We start from the raw sequence: 15,075 nt of genomic DNA, 5'->3' as shown, positions 1-15,075 counted from the left end.
CCATGGCCACGGCAACCCTGTTGCTGCCGGCGCGCAGCCGCTTCCCGGCGGCGGCGTTGCCTGATGACGTGGCCAAGGCGCTCGGCCGTGCCGAGCGCAGCCGGGTCGATGCCGGCGAGCGGGCCCAGCTGCAGCGGCATTTCCAGCTGCAGCCGGCCGATTGGCCGGTGGCGGCACTGACCCGGCAGCTGGATGTGGGCGATGCCCACGACGGCGTGTGGCTGCGTGCGGACCCGGCCAACGTGGTGCCGGACATGCACGGCGCGCGGATGATGGGACACGGCGACACGCTGCGGCTTGAGGCCGATGACGTGGCGGCGTTGCTGCCGGCGCTGCAGCCGCTGTTTGCCGGATATGGATTTACCCTGGATGCGCCGACGCCGTCGCGCTGGTACCTGCGCTTGCCGCCAGGCACCACGCTTCCGGCGTTCGCCGCGCCCGATGACGTGCTGGGCGATGATCTGTTCGCGCACCTGCCCGAAGGCGACGCCGGGCGTCGCTGGCGGGCGTTGTTGACTGAAGCCCAGGTGGTGCTGCACCAGCACCCGTGGAACGTGCAGCGCCTGGCAGCCGGCAAGCGGGCGGTCAATTCGCTGTGGTTCTGGGGTGGCGGTGAGCTGCCCGGGGCGGTGCGTACCGCCCACGCGCAGGTCCGCAGCCGCGACGCGCTGCTGCAGGCCTTGGCCAAGGCGGCCGGCGTGCAGGCCGATGGCGACCAGCAGGTGGATGCGCTGGTAGACCTACGCCAGCTGCGTTCGCTGGAACAGCTGGGCAACGATGCGATCCGACCGCTGTTGTCGGCATTGCAGCGCGGCGAACTGCGTCGGCTGGTGCTGGATTTCGAGGATGGCGCCCGGTTCGAACTGGACAAGGCCCAGCGCTGGCGGTTCTGGAAGAAGGCGGTACAGCTGCACGATTGATGCCGGGTATCATGGTGGCCATCGGCGTTCGCGCTGTTCATCGAGCCCGCCTTGACCTCTGCTGATTCCCTCCAGATCCAACGCCGTCCTGTTGCCATGCCCGGCGACTGGCCGGGCGACATGCTGCCGCTGCTGCAGCGCCTGTACGCGGCGCGCGGGGTTACCGATGCGGCACAGGCGCAGCCGAAGCTGGCCCAGCTGCACGCACCGGAACTGATGGGCAGCATGCAGGCCGCCGTGGACCTGCTGGCCGCGGCGATTGCGGCCGATGAGCGCATCCTTGTCGTAGGCGATTTCGATTGTGATGGCGCCACCGCCTGCGCGGTCGGCGTGCGCGGCCTGCGCATGCTCGGCGCACGCGACGTCGTGCATGCGGTACCCAACCGCATGCTGCACGGTTACGGCCTGTCGCCGTCGCTGGTAGCCGAGCTGGCGCCGCTGCAGCCCGGTCTGCTGGTCACCGTCGACCATGGAATTGCCTGCCATGCCGGCGTGACCGCGGCCAAGGCGCTCGGTTGGAAGGTGCTGGTCACCGACCACCACCTGCCGGGCGAACAGCTTCCGCCGGCCGATGCGATCGTCGATCCCAACATCAACGGTGATGCGTTCCCGAGCAAGGCGCTGGCCGGTGTCGGCGTGATCTTCTATGTGTTGATGGCCCTGCGTCGGCACCTGCGCGTGCAGGGGGCGTTTGCCACGGGTGCCGAGCCGGACCTGCTGACCCTGCTGGACCTGGTCGCGGTTGGCACCGTGGCCGATCTGGTCGCCCTGGATGCGAACAACCGGGCGCTGGTGTCGGCGGGTCTGCGCCGGCTGCGGGCCGGCCACGGCTGTGTCGGCCTGCAGGCGCTGATCGAGGCCAGTGGCCGCGATGCGGCGCGGCTGAGTGCCACGGATATCGGCTTCGCCCTTGGCCCACGCCTGAACGCGGCCGGCCGGCTGGAAGACATGGCGCTGGGCATCGAACTGCTGCTCACCGAAGACCGCAGCCAGGCCCGCGAGATCGCGCAGACGCTGGAGCAGATCAACGCCGAGCGGCGTGCCGTGCAGCAGCTGATGACCGATGATGCCGAGCTCGCGGTCTCCCGCGCGGTGCTGACCGCCGAAGGCGAGCGCCCGATTGCGGCCTGCCTGTTCGATGCCGAATGGCACCCGGGCGTGGTGGGCCTGGTGGCATCGAAGATGAAGGATCGCCTGCACCGGCCCGTGATTGCGTTTGCGCCCGCCGAACCCGGCAGTGATTCGCTGCGGGGGTCGGCGCGGTCGATTGCCGGTTTCCACATCCGTGACGCGCTGGCGCTGGTCAACGCGGGCCACCCTGGACTGATCGACAAGTTCGGCGGCCACGCGATGGCGGCCGGCCTGAGCCTTCCGCACGCACGGCTGCAGGAGTTCCAGCACGCCTTCGTCGCCGTGGTCGAAGCCAGCATGGATCCGGCTGCGTTGCAGCAGTTGCTGATGAGCGATGGCGAACTTGCCCCGGCCGAGCTGGATTTCCAGCACGCCGAAGCGTTGCGCCTGGCCGGCCCGTGGGGGCAGGGCTTCCCGGAGCCGCTGTTCGATGGCCACTTCCAGGTGGCGCGCTGGCAGGTGCTGAAGGAAAAGCATCTCAAGCTCAGCCTGCGCGTGCCCGGCCGCGCCGAGCCGATCAACGCCATCCACTTCAGTGGCTGGCGCGGCAACGCGCCGGCCAACAACGTGCACATCGCCTATCGCCTGGTCAGCGACGACTACCGCGGCGGCGGTGCGATCCAGCTGATCATCGAGCACTGCGCCGACGCGTGATTGGGACTGCGCCTACTGTGGCGCCGGATCGAGACACGTAGTGTCACGCCATTGCCCGCCATGTTGGCTTGGGGAGTGGCGAAAGACATGTCGCATGTTCGCTGGACCTACCTGGTTGCCACGCTGTTGGTCTGCGCATCGCTCGTCCATCTGAAGGGGGAGTGGGGCAATTCCGACAGCATCAACGTCTTCAATTACTGGTGCGGAGGCGCGACATTGGTGGCGCTGGTTGTTGCCATCGGGGAGATCGTGCATGCCGGAACCGCTGGAAAGGCAGTAAGGAAGGCCTTTGCGCGTGCCGCACACCAGCAAGCAAAGGTTCTAGCTATCGAAGTCATCTCTTTGATAGATGACGTGAGCTCGAAAGTTCAGCGAAAAGACTATAGTGCGGCCTTGAGGGCGCTGCAGATGGCGCGCCGCTTCCTGGCGCGGCTGGATGCGCGTTACGCGAAGGACCTCACCCAGCGCCCTTCGCTCACGCCCCTGTTGAACGATGCGGAAATGATCATCCTGAAGGCAATCCATAACACGACAAGCGCGACGATGAGCCGGGAGGCCCGCCACACGCTCAGCGATTATCTGGTCAGGATCAAGTCAAGCGTGGAGACGCTGGAACGAAGAGGAGTTGAAGAATGATGCTGCCGACCGGTCTATTGACGTTCCTGGAAAAGGTCCTCCTGAAGACGGAGGCTGGCGAACTGGCGTGGCTGTTCGATGCGGAGGGTGACGATGTCTCGGTGGGCACACCGGAGTTCAGCATGACGGTTCGGCACGACTTCAACCGGAATCTGGAAGCCAACCAGTTCATGGTCTTCTATCGAGGCGGCATGGATCAGCAGGCCCATCGCTTTGTCACCAACGACAGTGCCGAGGGCGATTACCTGCTGCTGCAGCGCCTGTTCAATGCCGCGCAGGCAACCTCGACCGTGTTCCCGTTCTGACCCTGCGGGCGGCTCAGGGAGCCTCCTTCACCTCGGTTACCAGCGTGGGCAGGTCCCAGGCACCGCCTGCGGCGACCAGGCGGCACAGGCCGGTGGTGCTGTCTGATGTCTTGACGTATGTGGTGCCGTTCCACGCCCAGCTGGCGCTGGACCAGCAGTCGCCCAGGCCGCGGCCCTTGTGCGAGGCCGAGATGGTCAGCACGTCGTCGTCCACGCCCAGGTTGGTGATGTAAGCGGGTTGGTAAGGTGCGTAGTCGTTGACCACCCAGTAGCCGCTGCCCGCGTTGTAGGCACCGCGCCAGCAGGTCATGGACACCAGCAGCCGGCGGTTGTCCAGGCGCTTGACCGCGATTGCCTGGGGGCCTTCGTCCGCATAGGTGCCCTCGGTGGGGTGCAGTGATTCGCAGTCGTCCTGCGAGGTCGCGGCGGCCAGTGCGGCACGAAGCGCCGGGGCGTTCGCCAGGGCTTCGTCGGCCGGGCGCGTGGCCACGCGCCGGGGCAGGGTCACCACCGGTACCGGCAGTGAGGCGGGCACGCTGGCTTCGGCCCGGCTGCCTTTGCGCAGGATCGCGCCCGGCGTGCCGAGCCGACCCTGGAATTCGTCCATCTTCAGCAGCACCGCCGATGCGCCACGGTCGGAGAGGGTCCATTGGCGGCCGTTGTCGCCGATCAGCTCGATGCTGCTGTCCTTCACCAGGGCCTTGAGCAGTGCCGTCACCTGCGCCGCAGAGAAGCGGGTGTTGTCCGCCACAGTGCCCAGCGCGGTGCCGTTGATGCGCAGGGTGACAGTGCCCGGCAGGTCGCTTTCCTCGTAGTCGCCCAGCATCAGCTCGGCCCCGATCGGCTGGTCCGGCCCGCCGCGCCGGGTGAGCAGCACGGAGACCGGATCGCCGCCGGCGTCCTCGTTCTGGTATCCGGCAGCCCGGCAGGTGCGGGTGTTGTCGCAGGCCAAGGTCCAGTCCTCATGGCTGAATGCCACGCCGGGCGTGATCGCGCCGGCCGGTGCGGCGTGTGCGACCGGGAGCAGGCCGGCAATAAGCAGGGGGATCAGGGACAGGCGCATGCGGACATCCTTCTTCGACAACATTCCATGGGGGAAGGATCGTGGACCAGCAGGGGGCGTGCTGTCCAACCCCGTTTCCGGTGCTGGTGCGTTCAACCCTTCGTCATCGGATCAGGAGCGTCACATGGACAGCGTGCTGCGCGGTATCGGCTTGGGGTTGTTGCTGTGGGTGGGCGGGGGAGCGGGCGTGCCGACGGCGGCAGCGCAGCGCGTGGTCGAGCCGTTGCTGAAGGTGGCCGGTGCGGAACAGCCGGTGCAGCTGGAGCAGGCGCGCATCGACAGCCATGTGGCGGCCGGTCTGGCCGAGACCCGTATCGAACTGGTGTTCCGCAACCCGAACCGGCGCGTGTTGGAGGGGGCGCTGGAATTCCCGTTGGCCGAGGGCCAGCAGGTGACCGCGTTCGCGCTGGATATCGACGGCGTGCTGCGCGATGCGGTGCCCGTGCCCAAGGCGCAGGGACGGCAGGTGTTCGAGGCAATCGAGCGGCGCCGGGTTGACCCGGGCCTGCTGGAGCAGACCTCCGGCAACCAGTTCCGCCTGCGCATTTACCCCATTCCAGCGCTGGGCGCGCGCCGGGTCGCGCTGACCGTGCGTGAGGCCCTGCCGGTGGGCAGGGAGGGCCTGCGCTGGACCCTGCCGCTGCAGTTCGTGGGCCAGGCCAGCGCGGTACAGCTGCAGCTGGACGCGGTCGCCACCGGCGTACCGGTGACGCACGGACCGCCGACGCTGGCCCTGGCGCTGCGCGACGGCGCTTGGCGCGCCCAGTGGCAGGGCAGCGGCAAGCAGTTGCCGGATCAGCTGGGCTGGACCCTGCCGCTGCCGCGCGGGCTGGATGCGGTGCGGGGTGACTTCGATGGCGACCACTATGTGATGGTGCAGGTGCCTGTGCCGGTGCAGACCCGCCAACGCACCTTGCCGCATCGCGTCGGATTGCTGTGGGATGCGTCCGGCTCGGCCCGCCATCGCGACACTGCCGCGGAACTGGCCGTGCTTGAGCGCTACTTCGCCGCCATCGGCAATGGCGAGGTACAGCTGACCGTGCTGCGCGATCGCGCCGAGCCGGCCCGTCGTTTCGCGATCCGCAACGGCGACTGGAGCGCGCTGCGCCGGCACCTGGAGGCCTTGCCCTACGACGGTGCCAGTGCGCTGGGCGACTGGACCGCGCAGCCCGATATCGACGAGTACCTGCTGGTCAGCGACGGGCTGGCCAACTACGGCAAGCGCGAGCGCCCCGCATTGCGTACGAACCAGCGCCTGTATGCGCTCAGTGGCGCCGGTGCACGCACCGACAGCGACCGGCTGCGTGCGTGGGCGCGTGCAGGGCAGGGCCAGCTGCTGGTGTTGAACGGCAGCCATGATGTGGAATCGATGGCAGCGCGCCTGCTGCGGGACAACCCGGGCAACGTGCAGGCCGAAGGCGACGGGCTGAACAACCTGATCGTGGATGCCGAACGCGCTGGCCAGGGCTGGGTGCGCGTGCTGGCCCGGATGCAGCACGCGAACGGCGTGCTGCGGCTGCAGGTGCCGGCTGCAGGCGGTGGCCGCCAGGCGCTGACGATACCGTTGGCGCAGGCGCGCGATACCGGCGGCGCACTGGTCGCCCATGCCTGGGCAGACGCGCGTCGTCGCGAGCTGGCCGCAGACCCGGCAGGCAATCGTGCCGCCATCCAGGCACTGTCGCAGCGCTTCGGGCTGGTGGGCGCCGATACCTCGCTGCTGGTGCTGGAAACGCTGGACGACTACCTGCGCTACGGCATCCGGCCGGCGGCGCCGTTGCAGCGGGACTACGACCGGCTGCACGCGGTGAAGCTGGATGACGAGGCCAGCGCCCGCCGCACGCGCCTGGACACGCTGGCCCGGCAGTTCGCCGAACGCGAGCACTGGTGGAACCGCGCCTGGCCGAAAGGCGCACCTCCGGCAGCGGCGTCGAGCAAGCAGTTGATGGCGCCGATGCCGGCTGCCGCGCCGGCACCGCCCGCGCCGGCCATGATGGTGGCGGCCGAAAGCGCGCAGCGCGAGCGGGCGGAGGCCGCGTCCACTACGCTGGATCGCGTGGTGCTCACAGCCGCCCGGCGCACGCAGGCCGATGCCGCAGCCGAGATGGCGGTGGAAGGCGATGCCGATGACCGGGCAAACCAGGGCGGCCTGCGCATCACGGTCGCCGCCTGGGAACCGGACTCGGCCTACGCACGCCGGCTGCGCGCGGCACGCCCGGAGGCGGTGTACGCGCTGTACCTGCAGGAACGCGAACAGCACGCCGATAGCAGTGCCTTCTATCTGGACGTGGCCGACATGCTGTTCGCCCACGGCCAGCGCGACCTGGCGCTGCGGGTGCTGTCCAACCTGGCCGAGATGCAGCTGGAGAACCGCCACGTGTTGCGCGTGCTGGGCTACCGGTTGATGCAGGCCAAGGCACCGGCACTGGCGGTACCGGTGTTCCGTGACGTGCTGGCGCTGGGCGAGGAAGAGCCGCAGAGCTTCCGGGACCTGGCCCTTGCGCTGGAAGCGGACAACCAGCCGCAGGCGGCGCTGGCCGCGTTCAACGAGGTGGTGGTGCGGCCATGGGACGAGCGCTTCGACGGCATCTCGCTGATCGCGCTGGACGAGCTGACCACGCTGGTGGCGCGCAGCGGGGTGGATGCACGCGCAGTGGACCCGCGCCTGCGCCGGCCGATGCCGCTGGACCTGCGCGTGGTGCTGAGCTGGGACAGCGACAACAGCGACATGGACCTGTGGGTGACCGACCCCAACGGCGAGCGCGCCTACTACGGCAATCGGCTGACCTTCCAGGGTGGACAGATGTCGCGCGACTTCACCGGCGGCTACGGTCCGGAACAGTTCTCGCTGCGCCAGGCCAAGCCCGGCCGCTACAAGGTGGAGGCAAACTACTTCGGCAGCCGCGAGCAGCTGGTTACCGGGGCCACCACGCTGACCCTGCGCCTGAGCACGCACTGGGGCAGCCGCCGCCAACAGGACCAGCAGGTGACCCTGCGCCTGAAGGACAGTGCCGACACCGTGCTGGTGGGCGAGTTCGACGTGCGCTGAGCCGCAGCCCGTAGAATCGGGCGCTGATTCCCCGGCGCCCGATGCATGGACCCGAACGTGCCCCACCGAAGTTCCCCGCGCTGGCGACCCACCAGCCGCCTGCTGGTCTGGGCCGCCATCCTGCTCGGCAGCGGCGTGGCCAATGCCGTGGTCGAGGTGATGGACGCCCAGCGCCGGGGCGAAGTGCTGGCGCTGTGGGAGCCGATGACCTGGGAGTTGAGCAGCGCCGGCATGATCCTGCTGACCCTGCCGCTGCTGTGGTGGGGCTGCCAGCGCTGGCCGCTGCATGCCGATACCTGGAAGCGGCGGCTGCCGCTGTACCTGCTGGCCAGCATGGGTTGGTCGCTGCTGCACGTGGCCGGGATGATGCTGCTGCGCCACCTGGCCTATGCCAGCGTGGGCGAGCACTACGTCGACGGCTCGGCCTGGCCGACCCGGCTCCTGTATGAGTATCTCAAGGACGTGCGCGCGTTCTTCAGCTTCGTGGCGCTGGAGCACTTCTTCAGTTGGTTCGGCCGCCGCCGGCAGGGCGAGGCGCACCTGCTGGCCGCGCCCGACGATGCCCCGCCGGAAGAGCCGGTCGAGCGCCCCGAGCGTTTCCTGGTGCGCAAGCTGGGCCGGGATTTTCTGGTGGCCACCGCCGACATCGAGTACGCCCAGGCCGCCGGCAACTATATGAACCTGCACGTGCGCGGCCATGAGTACCCGCTGCGCAGCACGATGGCGGCGCTGGAGGCGCAGCTGGACCCGGCCCGGTTCGTGCGCATCCACCGCAGCTACGTGCTCAACCTGGGCTTCCTGGTCTCCATCGAGCCGCTGGACAGCGGGGAGGCCCGGGCCCACCTGAAAGATGGCAGCACGCTGCCGTGCAGCCGCCGCCAGCTGCCGGTGCTGCGCGCCGCGCTGGGGCAGGGGCCCGCGCCGGCCGAGCCTGCAGCGACGCCGACAGCAACATGAACAAGCGCTCTGGGCTACAATTCCGGTCTTGTCCCAAGCCTTCATTACCGCCGATATGATCGAGCTCAATCCCGTGCGCCAGCGAATCACCGATCTCACCGATCGCGTGCTCTCGCTCAGGGGGTATCTTTGACTACGACGCCAAGAAAGAGCGTCTGGAAGAAGTAACCCGGGAACTGGAAAACCCCGATATCTGGAACAACGCCGAATATGCCCAGACCCTGGGCCGCGAGCGTTCCAGCCTGGAAAAGACCGTGGGCGGCATCGCCACCATCCTTGATGGCCTGACCGAATCCGGCGAACTGCTGGAACTGGCTGAAAGCGAACAGGACGAAGACACCGCGCTGGCCGTGGTCGCCGACCTGGACAAGTACCAGAAGCACGTGGAACAGCTGGAATTCCAGCGCATGTTCTCCGGCAAGATGGACAACGCCCCGGCGTTCGTCGACATCCAGGCCGGTGCCGGTGGTACCGAAGCCCAGGACTGGGCCGAAATCCTGCTGCGCATGTACCTGCGCTGGTGCGAATCGCGCGGTTGGAAGACCGAACTGATGGAAGTGTCCGGTGGCGATGTTGCCGGCATCAAGTCGGCCACGCTGCGCGTGGAAGGCGACTACGCCTATGGCTGGCTGAAGACCGAAACCGGTGTGCACCGCCTGGTGCGCAAGTCGCCGTTCGATTCGGACAACCGCCGCCACACCAGCTTCACCTCGGTGTTCGTGTCGCCGGAAGTCGACAACAACATTGAAATCGACATCAACCCGGCCGACCTGCGTACCGACGTGTACCGTTCGTCCGGCGCCGGTGGCCAGCACGTCAACAAGACCGAATCGGCGGTGCGCATCACGCACATCCCGACCAATACGGTCGTGGCCTGCCAGACCGGCCGCAGCCAGCACCAGAACCGCGACAACGCGATGAAGATGCTGGCCGCCAAGCTGTACGAGCTGGAAATCCAGAAGCGCAACGCCGAACGCGATGCCGTGGAAGCGACCAAGTCGGACATCGGCTGGGGCAGCCAGATCCGCAACTACGTGCTGGACCAGAGCCGCATCAAGGACCTGCGCACCGGCATCGAACGTTCGGACACGCAGAAGGTGCTCGATGGCGACCTCGACGAATTCGTCGAAGCCAGCCTGAAGTCGGGCCTGGAAGTCGGTTCCAAACGCCTCGACGCCTGACGGTCGGGCCGCCACGTGCGGCCCGATCCGCTCCATCCCGGCACCCCGGGTTTCGTATTTCCCGTCCATATCCCCCCAGACATAGACCCACGCCATGAACGATCAGATCCCCCCGCCGCAGACCCCCGTCGACGAGAACAGCCTCATCGCCGAGCGCCGCGCGAAACTGACCGCGCTGCGCGGGCAGGGCATCGCCTACCCGAACGATTTCCGCCGTGAGGATTTCGCCGGCACCCTGCAGGGCGAGTTCGCCGATGCCGAGCAGTGGACCGCCGAAGCGCTGGAAGCCACCGACCGCACGGTGAAGATGGCCGGCCGGCTGATGGCCAAGCGGGTGATGGGCAAGGCCAGCTTCGCCCAGATCCAGGACGAATCCGGCCGCATCCAGCTGTTCCTGCAGGGCAGCACGCTGGGCGATGCCTATACCGCCTTCAAGGGCTGGGACGTGGGCGACATCATTGCCGTGGAAGGCGGGCTGACCCGGACCAAGACCGGTGAACTGTCGGTCAAGGCCACCAGCATCCGCCTGCTGACCAAGTCGCTGCGCCCGTTGCCGGACAAGTGGCATGGCCTGGCCGACGTCGAGCAGCGCTACCGCCAGCGCTACGTGGACCTGATCGTGACCCCGGAGTCGCGCGAGGTGTTCATCAAGCGCTCGCGGATCATCCGCGCCATGCGCGCGTGGCTGGACAACCGCGACTTCCTGGAAGTCGAAACGCCGATGATGCATTACATCCCCGGCGGCGCCACGGCCAAGCCGTTCACCACCCACCACAACGCGCTGGACCTGGACCTGTACCTGCGCGTGGCGCCGGAGCTGTACCTCAAGCGCCTGGTCGTGGGCGGCCTGGAGCGCGTGTACGAGATCAACCGCAACTTCCGCAACGAAGGCGTCAGCACCCGGCACAACCCGGAATTCACCATGATGGAGCTGTACGAGGCCTACGCCACGTACAACGAAGTGATGGACCTGACCGAAGGCGTGATCCGTGACGTGGCCAGCAAGGTGCTCGGCACCACCACGGTGGAATGGGACGGCGCCACCATCGACCTGGCCCCGGCGTTCCGCCGCTGGCGGATGGACGAGGCGGTGCGCCACCACAACCCGGAAATCAGCCTGGCCGACTGCACCGACCGCGAGGCGCTGCTGCGCCATTGCGAGCGCCTGAAGATCCGGGTCAAGCCGTCCTACGGCTGGGGCAAGCTGCTGCTGGAGATCTTCGAAGCCACCGTCGAGCACACCCTGGTGCAGCCGACCTTCATCACCGACCACCCGGTCGAGGTCTCGCCGCTGGCCCGCGCCAACGACGACCAGCCCGGCTACACCGACCGCTTCGAGCTGTTCATCAACGGCAAGGAGCTGGCCAACGGCTTCTCCGAGCTGAACGACCCGGAAGACCAGGCGGCCCGCTTCCAGGCCCAGGTCACGGCCAAGGAAGGTGGCGATGACGAGGCCATGCATTACGACGCCGATTACATCCGTGCGCTGGAGTACGGTATGGCCCCGACCGGCGGCCTGGGCATCGGCATCGACCGCCTGGTGATGCTGCTGACCGGCAGCAGCTCGATCCGCGACGTACTGCTGTTCCCCTACATGCGTCCCGAAAACTGAGACGTAGGTCCGGATGGCCCCGCAGGGGCCGTCCCGGCGGGCTTCCGCTGCGGTGGCCGGACGCGTATGGTTTCCCCGTGGCCCTAGATGGCGCAATCCGCGCCGGCCATGGAGCATGAGGTGGGACGGGGCATGCGTGACACGCGCATCACACTGTGACCACGATCATGAACTGGGGAATCGTGACCGGAGGTGGTTCCATGCAAGGTGCCGGTATGCAGAGCGGCGGAGTATCCTTACCGCAGCATGTGCCAGTGTGGTCCAGGAAGACGACGGAAACAGCCTTGAATATTGTCATCGTTGACGATCAGACGTCCGCGCGCACGATGCTGCGGCATGTCATCGAGGACATCGCGCCGGAATTGAGCGTGCATGATTTCGGCGACCCGCTGACGGCGCTTGCCTGGTGCGAATCGCACGGGGTGGACCTGCTGCTGCTCGACTATCGCATGCCGGAAATGGACGGGCTGGAATTCGCCCGGCGTTTCCGCCGCCTGCCCAAGCACCGCGACATTCCGGTGATCCTGATCACCGTGGTCGGCGATGAGCCGATCCGGCAGGCCGCGCTGGAAGCAGGGGTCATCGATTTCCTGGTCAAGCCGATCCGCCCGCGCGAACTGCGCGCGCGCTGCTACAACCTGCTGCAGCTGCGGCAGCAGTCGGAAAACGTGAAGCAACGCGCGCTGTCGCTGGAACAGCGGCTGCTGGCCAGCATGCACGAGGTCGAGGAACGCGAGCGCGAGACGCTGTCGCGGCTGGCCCGCGCGATCGAGTTCCGCGATGCCGGCACCAGTGCCTACCTCGAGCGCATGGCGCACGTGGCCGGGCTGATCGCAGAGCAGCTCGGGCTGCCGGAAGAAGAAGTCAAACTGATCGAGATGGCCGCGCCGCTGCACGACATGGGCAAGATCGCCATTCCCGATGCCGTGCTGCTCAAGCAGGGCAAACTCAACGACGAGGAGCTGGCCATCATGCGCCGGCACCCGCGTATCGGTTACGAGCTGCTCAGTGGCAGCCAGAACCGTTTCATCCAGGTCGGCGCGTTGATCGCGCTGCGCCACCACGAACGTTACGACGGCAGCGGGTATCCCGACGGTCTGGTCGGTGAAGCCATCCCGCTGGAAGCGCGGATCGTGGCCGTTGCCGATGTCTTCGATGCCCTGATCTCGCCGCGCCCATACAAGGAAGCATGGACGATGGAAGCCACCCTGGCCTATCTGTACGCACAACGCGGGCGCCTGTTCGACCCGCGCTGCGTGGACGCACTGCTGCGCGGCCGCGTGCAGCTGGACGACATCTGCGCGCAGCATTCCGTTGCGTCCTCCCGCCCGGGGATGTGACATGGCAGGTCTGTTCCAGATGTTGAAGCAGCGGCTTGGCGCGCTCCCTGGCCTGGCGCTGCTCAGGCACCAGCTGGGCAACCGCCCTGACAGCGAGCATGGCCAGGCGATCGTACGCATCGTCCTGATCGTGCTGATCCTGGGCTACGTGCTGATGCCGGGGGTGCGCAACGACCTGCCGCACCACCAGTACCAGGTGGTGCTGGGCATCGTGCTGACCGGGCTGACCCTGTCGGTGCTGCTGTTTTCGTGGCTGCTGGCGCGCCCCGGTCGTTCGGACCCGCGCCGGGTGGCCGGCATGCTGGCCGATTACGGGCTGATTGCTGCCGGCATGGTGCAGATGGGCGAGCCGCTGTCGTGGGTCTACATCGTGGTGATGTGGGTCACGGTGGGCAACGGCATGCGCTACGGCAACAAGTACCTGTACGCCGCCGTGGGCATGGCGCTGGTCAGTTTCGGGGTGACCGTGCTCGCCACCGGCTACTGGCAGGCCAATGCGCGGCTGGGCTTCGGCCTGTGGCTGGGCCTGGCGGCGGTGCCGCTGTACTTCGCCAGCCTGCTGCGCCAGTTGACCCATGCGATGGACGAAGCGCGCCGCGCCAGCGAGGCCAAGAGCCGTTTCCTGGCCAACATGAGCCACGAGTTCCGCACGCCGCTCAATGGCCTGTCAGGCATGACCGAGGTGCTGGCGACCACGACGCTGGATGAAGAGCAGCGTGAGTGCGTCAATACCATCCAGGCGTCCTCGCGCAGCCTGCTGGCGCTGGTGGAAGAGGTGCTGGACATCTCGGCCATCGAAGCGGGCAAGCTGCGGGTGGTGGCCGAGGACTTCTCGCTGGACGACGTGGTGCAGTCGATCGGCCTGATCCTGATGCCGCAGGCGCGTTTGAAGCACCTGGATTACCAGGTCAAGGTCGCCGCAGGCGTGCCGCGCCTGCTGCGCGGCGACCTCGGTCACCTGCGCCAGATCCTGCTCAACCTGGCCGGCAATGCGGTGAAGTTCACCGAGCACGGCAGGATCGAGATCCGGGTGTCGCAGGTGGGCGAGGAGGGCCACGGCCAGGTCAGGTTGCGCTTCGACATCCTCGACACCGGCATTGGCGTGGGCCCGGAAATGCGTTCGCGCCTGTTCCAGGCCTTCGAGCAGGCCGATGTCAGCCTGGGCCGCCGCCACGAAGGCAGCGGGCTGGGTACGTCGATCTCGCGTGGGCTGGTCGAAGCCATGGGGGGACAGATCGGCTATGCCGAGAACCCGCCGCAGGGCAGCTGCTTCTGGTTCGAACTGCCGTTCGCATTGCCACCGGTGGTAGCCGGCGAGTTCACCCCGGCCGTGCTCGGCAATGGCCTGCAGAGCGCGCAGGACAATGTAATCGCTTTCGCCGACCCGTTCCTGCGCCACCGCGCTCGCGTGCGCAGCATGAAGGTGCTGGTGGCCGACGACCACCAGGCCAACCGGCTGGTGCTGCAGCGGCTGCTGCAGAAGGCCGGGCACAAGGTGGTGTGCGTCAACGGCGGCGAAGCGGTGCTCGATGCGATGGCCGAAAGCGATTACGACGTCGCCATCGTCGACCTGCACATGCCGGGCATGAGCGGGCTGGACATGCTCAAGGAGCTGCGCGTGCTGCAGGCCGGTGGCGCCCCGCGCACGCCGGTGCTGGTACTCAGCGCCGACGTAACCCCCGAGTCGATCCAGCAGTGCACCCAGGCCGGCGCGCACACCTTCTTCGGCAAGCCGGTGGTGCCGGTGAAGCTGCTGGACACCCTGGCCGAGATCGCCGCCAACGATGGCCTGAAAGCCCGCACCGCCGTGGTGCCGTCCACGCCGGTGGCCGTGGGCGTGCTCGATACCGGCGTGCTCGATGAACTGGCCGCGCTGGGCATGGGCGAGGGCTTCGAGCAGGAGTTCATCCGCCAGTGCCTGGCCGACGCCACGCAGTGCGTGGGCGTGGCGATGGAAGCGGGCGAACGTGGTGACTGGGTACACCTGCGCGAGCAGGCGCACGCCATCAAGGGCGTGGCCAGCAACCTGGGCCTGGTGCGGGTGGCTTACCGTGCCGGCGAGGTGATGCACATGGCCGACTGGCAGCTCAAGAGCGAATGGCGCGAGCGGATGAAGCTGATCCGCACGGCGGTGAAGGAAGGCAAGCAGGCGCTGGAAGAGCGCAGGCGTCCGGGTGCCTCGTCCACGGACGACGGTGGCATCGACATGCGTTGAAAAAAAGCCCGGCTC

Annotated in this window: 11 protein-coding genes; 10 read left to right on the top strand and 1 reads right to left on the bottom strand. The window is 67.6% G+C overall.

Annotated features, from left to right (window positions below; all coding sequences use genetic code 11):
• The first annotated feature begins 2 nt into the window (after nucleotides 1-2).
• The 4 genes from QE395_RS10060 (at nucleotide 3) to QE395_RS10045 (ending at nucleotide 3,646) form a co-directional block, all read left to right on the top strand.
• Nucleotides 3-920: a phosphoglycerate mutase gene (locus QE395_RS10060; protein WP_306988856.1), complete on the top strand. Its 918-nt coding sequence runs from the start codon at nucleotides 3-5 to the stop codon at nucleotides 918-920.
• Nucleotides 921-1,016: 96 nt separating this feature from the next.
• Entirely contained in the window at nucleotides 1,017-2,705 is a 1,689-nt protein-coding gene (gene recJ, locus QE395_RS10055; protein WP_306990468.1) for a single-stranded-DNA-specific exonuclease RecJ, read from the top strand.
• Between the two features lie 87 nt (nucleotides 2,706-2,792).
• Nucleotides 2,793-3,341 (top strand): hypothetical protein, encoded by a 549-nt coding sequence (locus QE395_RS10050; RefSeq protein WP_306988854.1) that lies wholly within the window; start codon nucleotides 2,793-2,795, stop codon nucleotides 3,339-3,341.
• Complete coding sequence (locus QE395_RS10045; protein ID WP_306988852.1) at nucleotides 3,341-3,646, top strand: hypothetical protein; 306 nt, start codon at nucleotides 3,341-3,343, stop codon at nucleotides 3,644-3,646. The genes QE395_RS10050 and QE395_RS10045 overlap by 1 nt, the downstream gene beginning before the upstream one ends.
• A gap of 13 nt (nucleotides 3,647-3,659) precedes the next feature.
• On the opposite strand, the gene QE395_RS10040 is transcribed toward QE395_RS10045, so the two are convergent.
• Nucleotides 3,660-4,709, bottom strand: coding sequence for a DUF1176 domain-containing protein (locus QE395_RS10040; protein WP_306988850.1), 1,050 nt, complete (start codon nucleotides 4,707-4,709; stop codon nucleotides 3,660-3,662).
• A 124-nt stretch (nucleotides 4,710-4,833) separates the two neighbouring features.
• Here QE395_RS10040 and QE395_RS10035 point away from each other — a divergent pair, with 124 nt between their 5' ends.
• The 6 genes from QE395_RS10035 to QE395_RS10010 all read left to right on the top strand — a co-directional run bounded on the left by QE395_RS10035 (nucleotide 4,834) and on the right by QE395_RS10010 (nucleotide 15,060).
• Nucleotides 4,834-7,755: a VIT domain-containing protein gene (locus QE395_RS10035; RefSeq protein ID WP_306988848.1), complete on the top strand. Its 2,922-nt coding sequence runs from the start codon at nucleotides 4,834-4,836 to the stop codon at nucleotides 7,753-7,755.
• 45 nt (nucleotides 7,756-7,800) lie between these two features.
• On the top strand, nucleotides 7,801-8,712 hold the full coding sequence (locus QE395_RS10030; RefSeq protein WP_306988846.1) for a LytTR family DNA-binding domain-containing protein: 912 nt from the start codon (nucleotides 7,801-7,803) through the stop codon (nucleotides 8,710-8,712).
• 55 nt (nucleotides 8,713-8,767) lie between these two features.
• Nucleotides 8,768-9,893 (top strand): peptide chain release factor 2 gene (gene prfB, locus QE395_RS10025; RefSeq protein ID WP_099047393.1). Its coding sequence is split into 2 segments (ribosomal slippage): nucleotides 8,768-8,842 and nucleotides 8,844-9,893, totalling 1,125 coding nucleotides; the frame shifts between segments, so codons are not numbered across the junction.
• Between the two features lie 94 nt (nucleotides 9,894-9,987).
• Nucleotides 9,988-11,505, top strand: a complete 1,518-nt coding sequence (lysS, locus tag QE395_RS10020) for a lysine--tRNA ligase (RefSeq protein ID WP_306988844.1) — start codon at nucleotides 9,988-9,990, stop codon at nucleotides 11,503-11,505.
• Nucleotides 11,506-11,705: 200 nt separating this feature from the next.
• Nucleotides 11,706-12,845, top strand: a complete 1,140-nt coding sequence (locus QE395_RS10015; protein ID WP_068851546.1) for a two-component system response regulator — start codon at nucleotides 11,706-11,708, stop codon at nucleotides 12,843-12,845.
• 1 nt (nucleotide 12,846) lies between these two features.
• Nucleotides 12,847-15,060, top strand: coding sequence for an ATP-binding protein (locus QE395_RS10010; RefSeq protein WP_306988841.1), 2,214 nt, complete (start codon nucleotides 12,847-12,849; stop codon nucleotides 15,058-15,060).
• The last annotated feature ends 15 nt before the right edge of the window (nucleotides 15,061-15,075 follow it).

Source organism: Stenotrophomonas sp. SORGH_AS_0282, assembly GCF_030818125.1.
Taxonomy (GTDB): domain Bacteria; phylum Pseudomonadota; class Gammaproteobacteria; order Xanthomonadales; family Xanthomonadaceae; genus Stenotrophomonas; species Stenotrophomonas rhizophila_A.
This window is presented reverse-complemented; position numbering and strand designations above follow the sequence as displayed.

Coding starts and splice junctions, on each gene's coding strand:
- QE395_RS10045 (WP_306988852.1), top strand. CDS start 3,341: ATGCTGCCGACCGGTCTATTGACGTTCCTGGAAAAGGTCCTCCTGAAG.
- QE395_RS10060 (WP_306988856.1), top strand. CDS start 3: ATGGCCACGGCAACCCTGTTGCTGCCGGCGCGCAGCCGCTTCCCGGCG.
- QE395_RS10030 (WP_306988846.1), top strand. CDS start 7,801: ATGGACCCGAACGTGCCCCACCGAAGTTCCCCGCGCTGGCGACCCACC.
- QE395_RS10015 (WP_068851546.1), top strand. CDS start 11,706: ATGCAAGGTGCCGGTATGCAGAGCGGCGGAGTATCCTTACCGCAGCAT.
- lysS (WP_306988844.1), top strand. CDS start 9,988: ATGAACGATCAGATCCCCCCGCCGCAGACCCCCGTCGACGAGAACAGC.
- QE395_RS10050 (WP_306988854.1), top strand. CDS start 2,793: ATGTCGCATGTTCGCTGGACCTACCTGGTTGCCACGCTGTTGGTCTGC.
- QE395_RS10010 (WP_306988841.1), top strand. CDS start 12,847: ATGGCAGGTCTGTTCCAGATGTTGAAGCAGCGGCTTGGCGCGCTCCCT.
- recJ (WP_306990468.1), top strand. CDS start 1,017: ATGCCCGGCGACTGGCCGGGCGACATGCTGCCGCTGCTGCAGCGCCTG.
- QE395_RS10040 (WP_306988850.1), bottom strand. CDS start 4,709: ATGCGCCTGTCCCTGATCCCCCTGCTTATTGCCGGCCTGCTCCCGGTC.
- QE395_RS10035 (WP_306988848.1), top strand. CDS start 4,834: ATGGACAGCGTGCTGCGCGGTATCGGCTTGGGGTTGTTGCTGTGGGTG.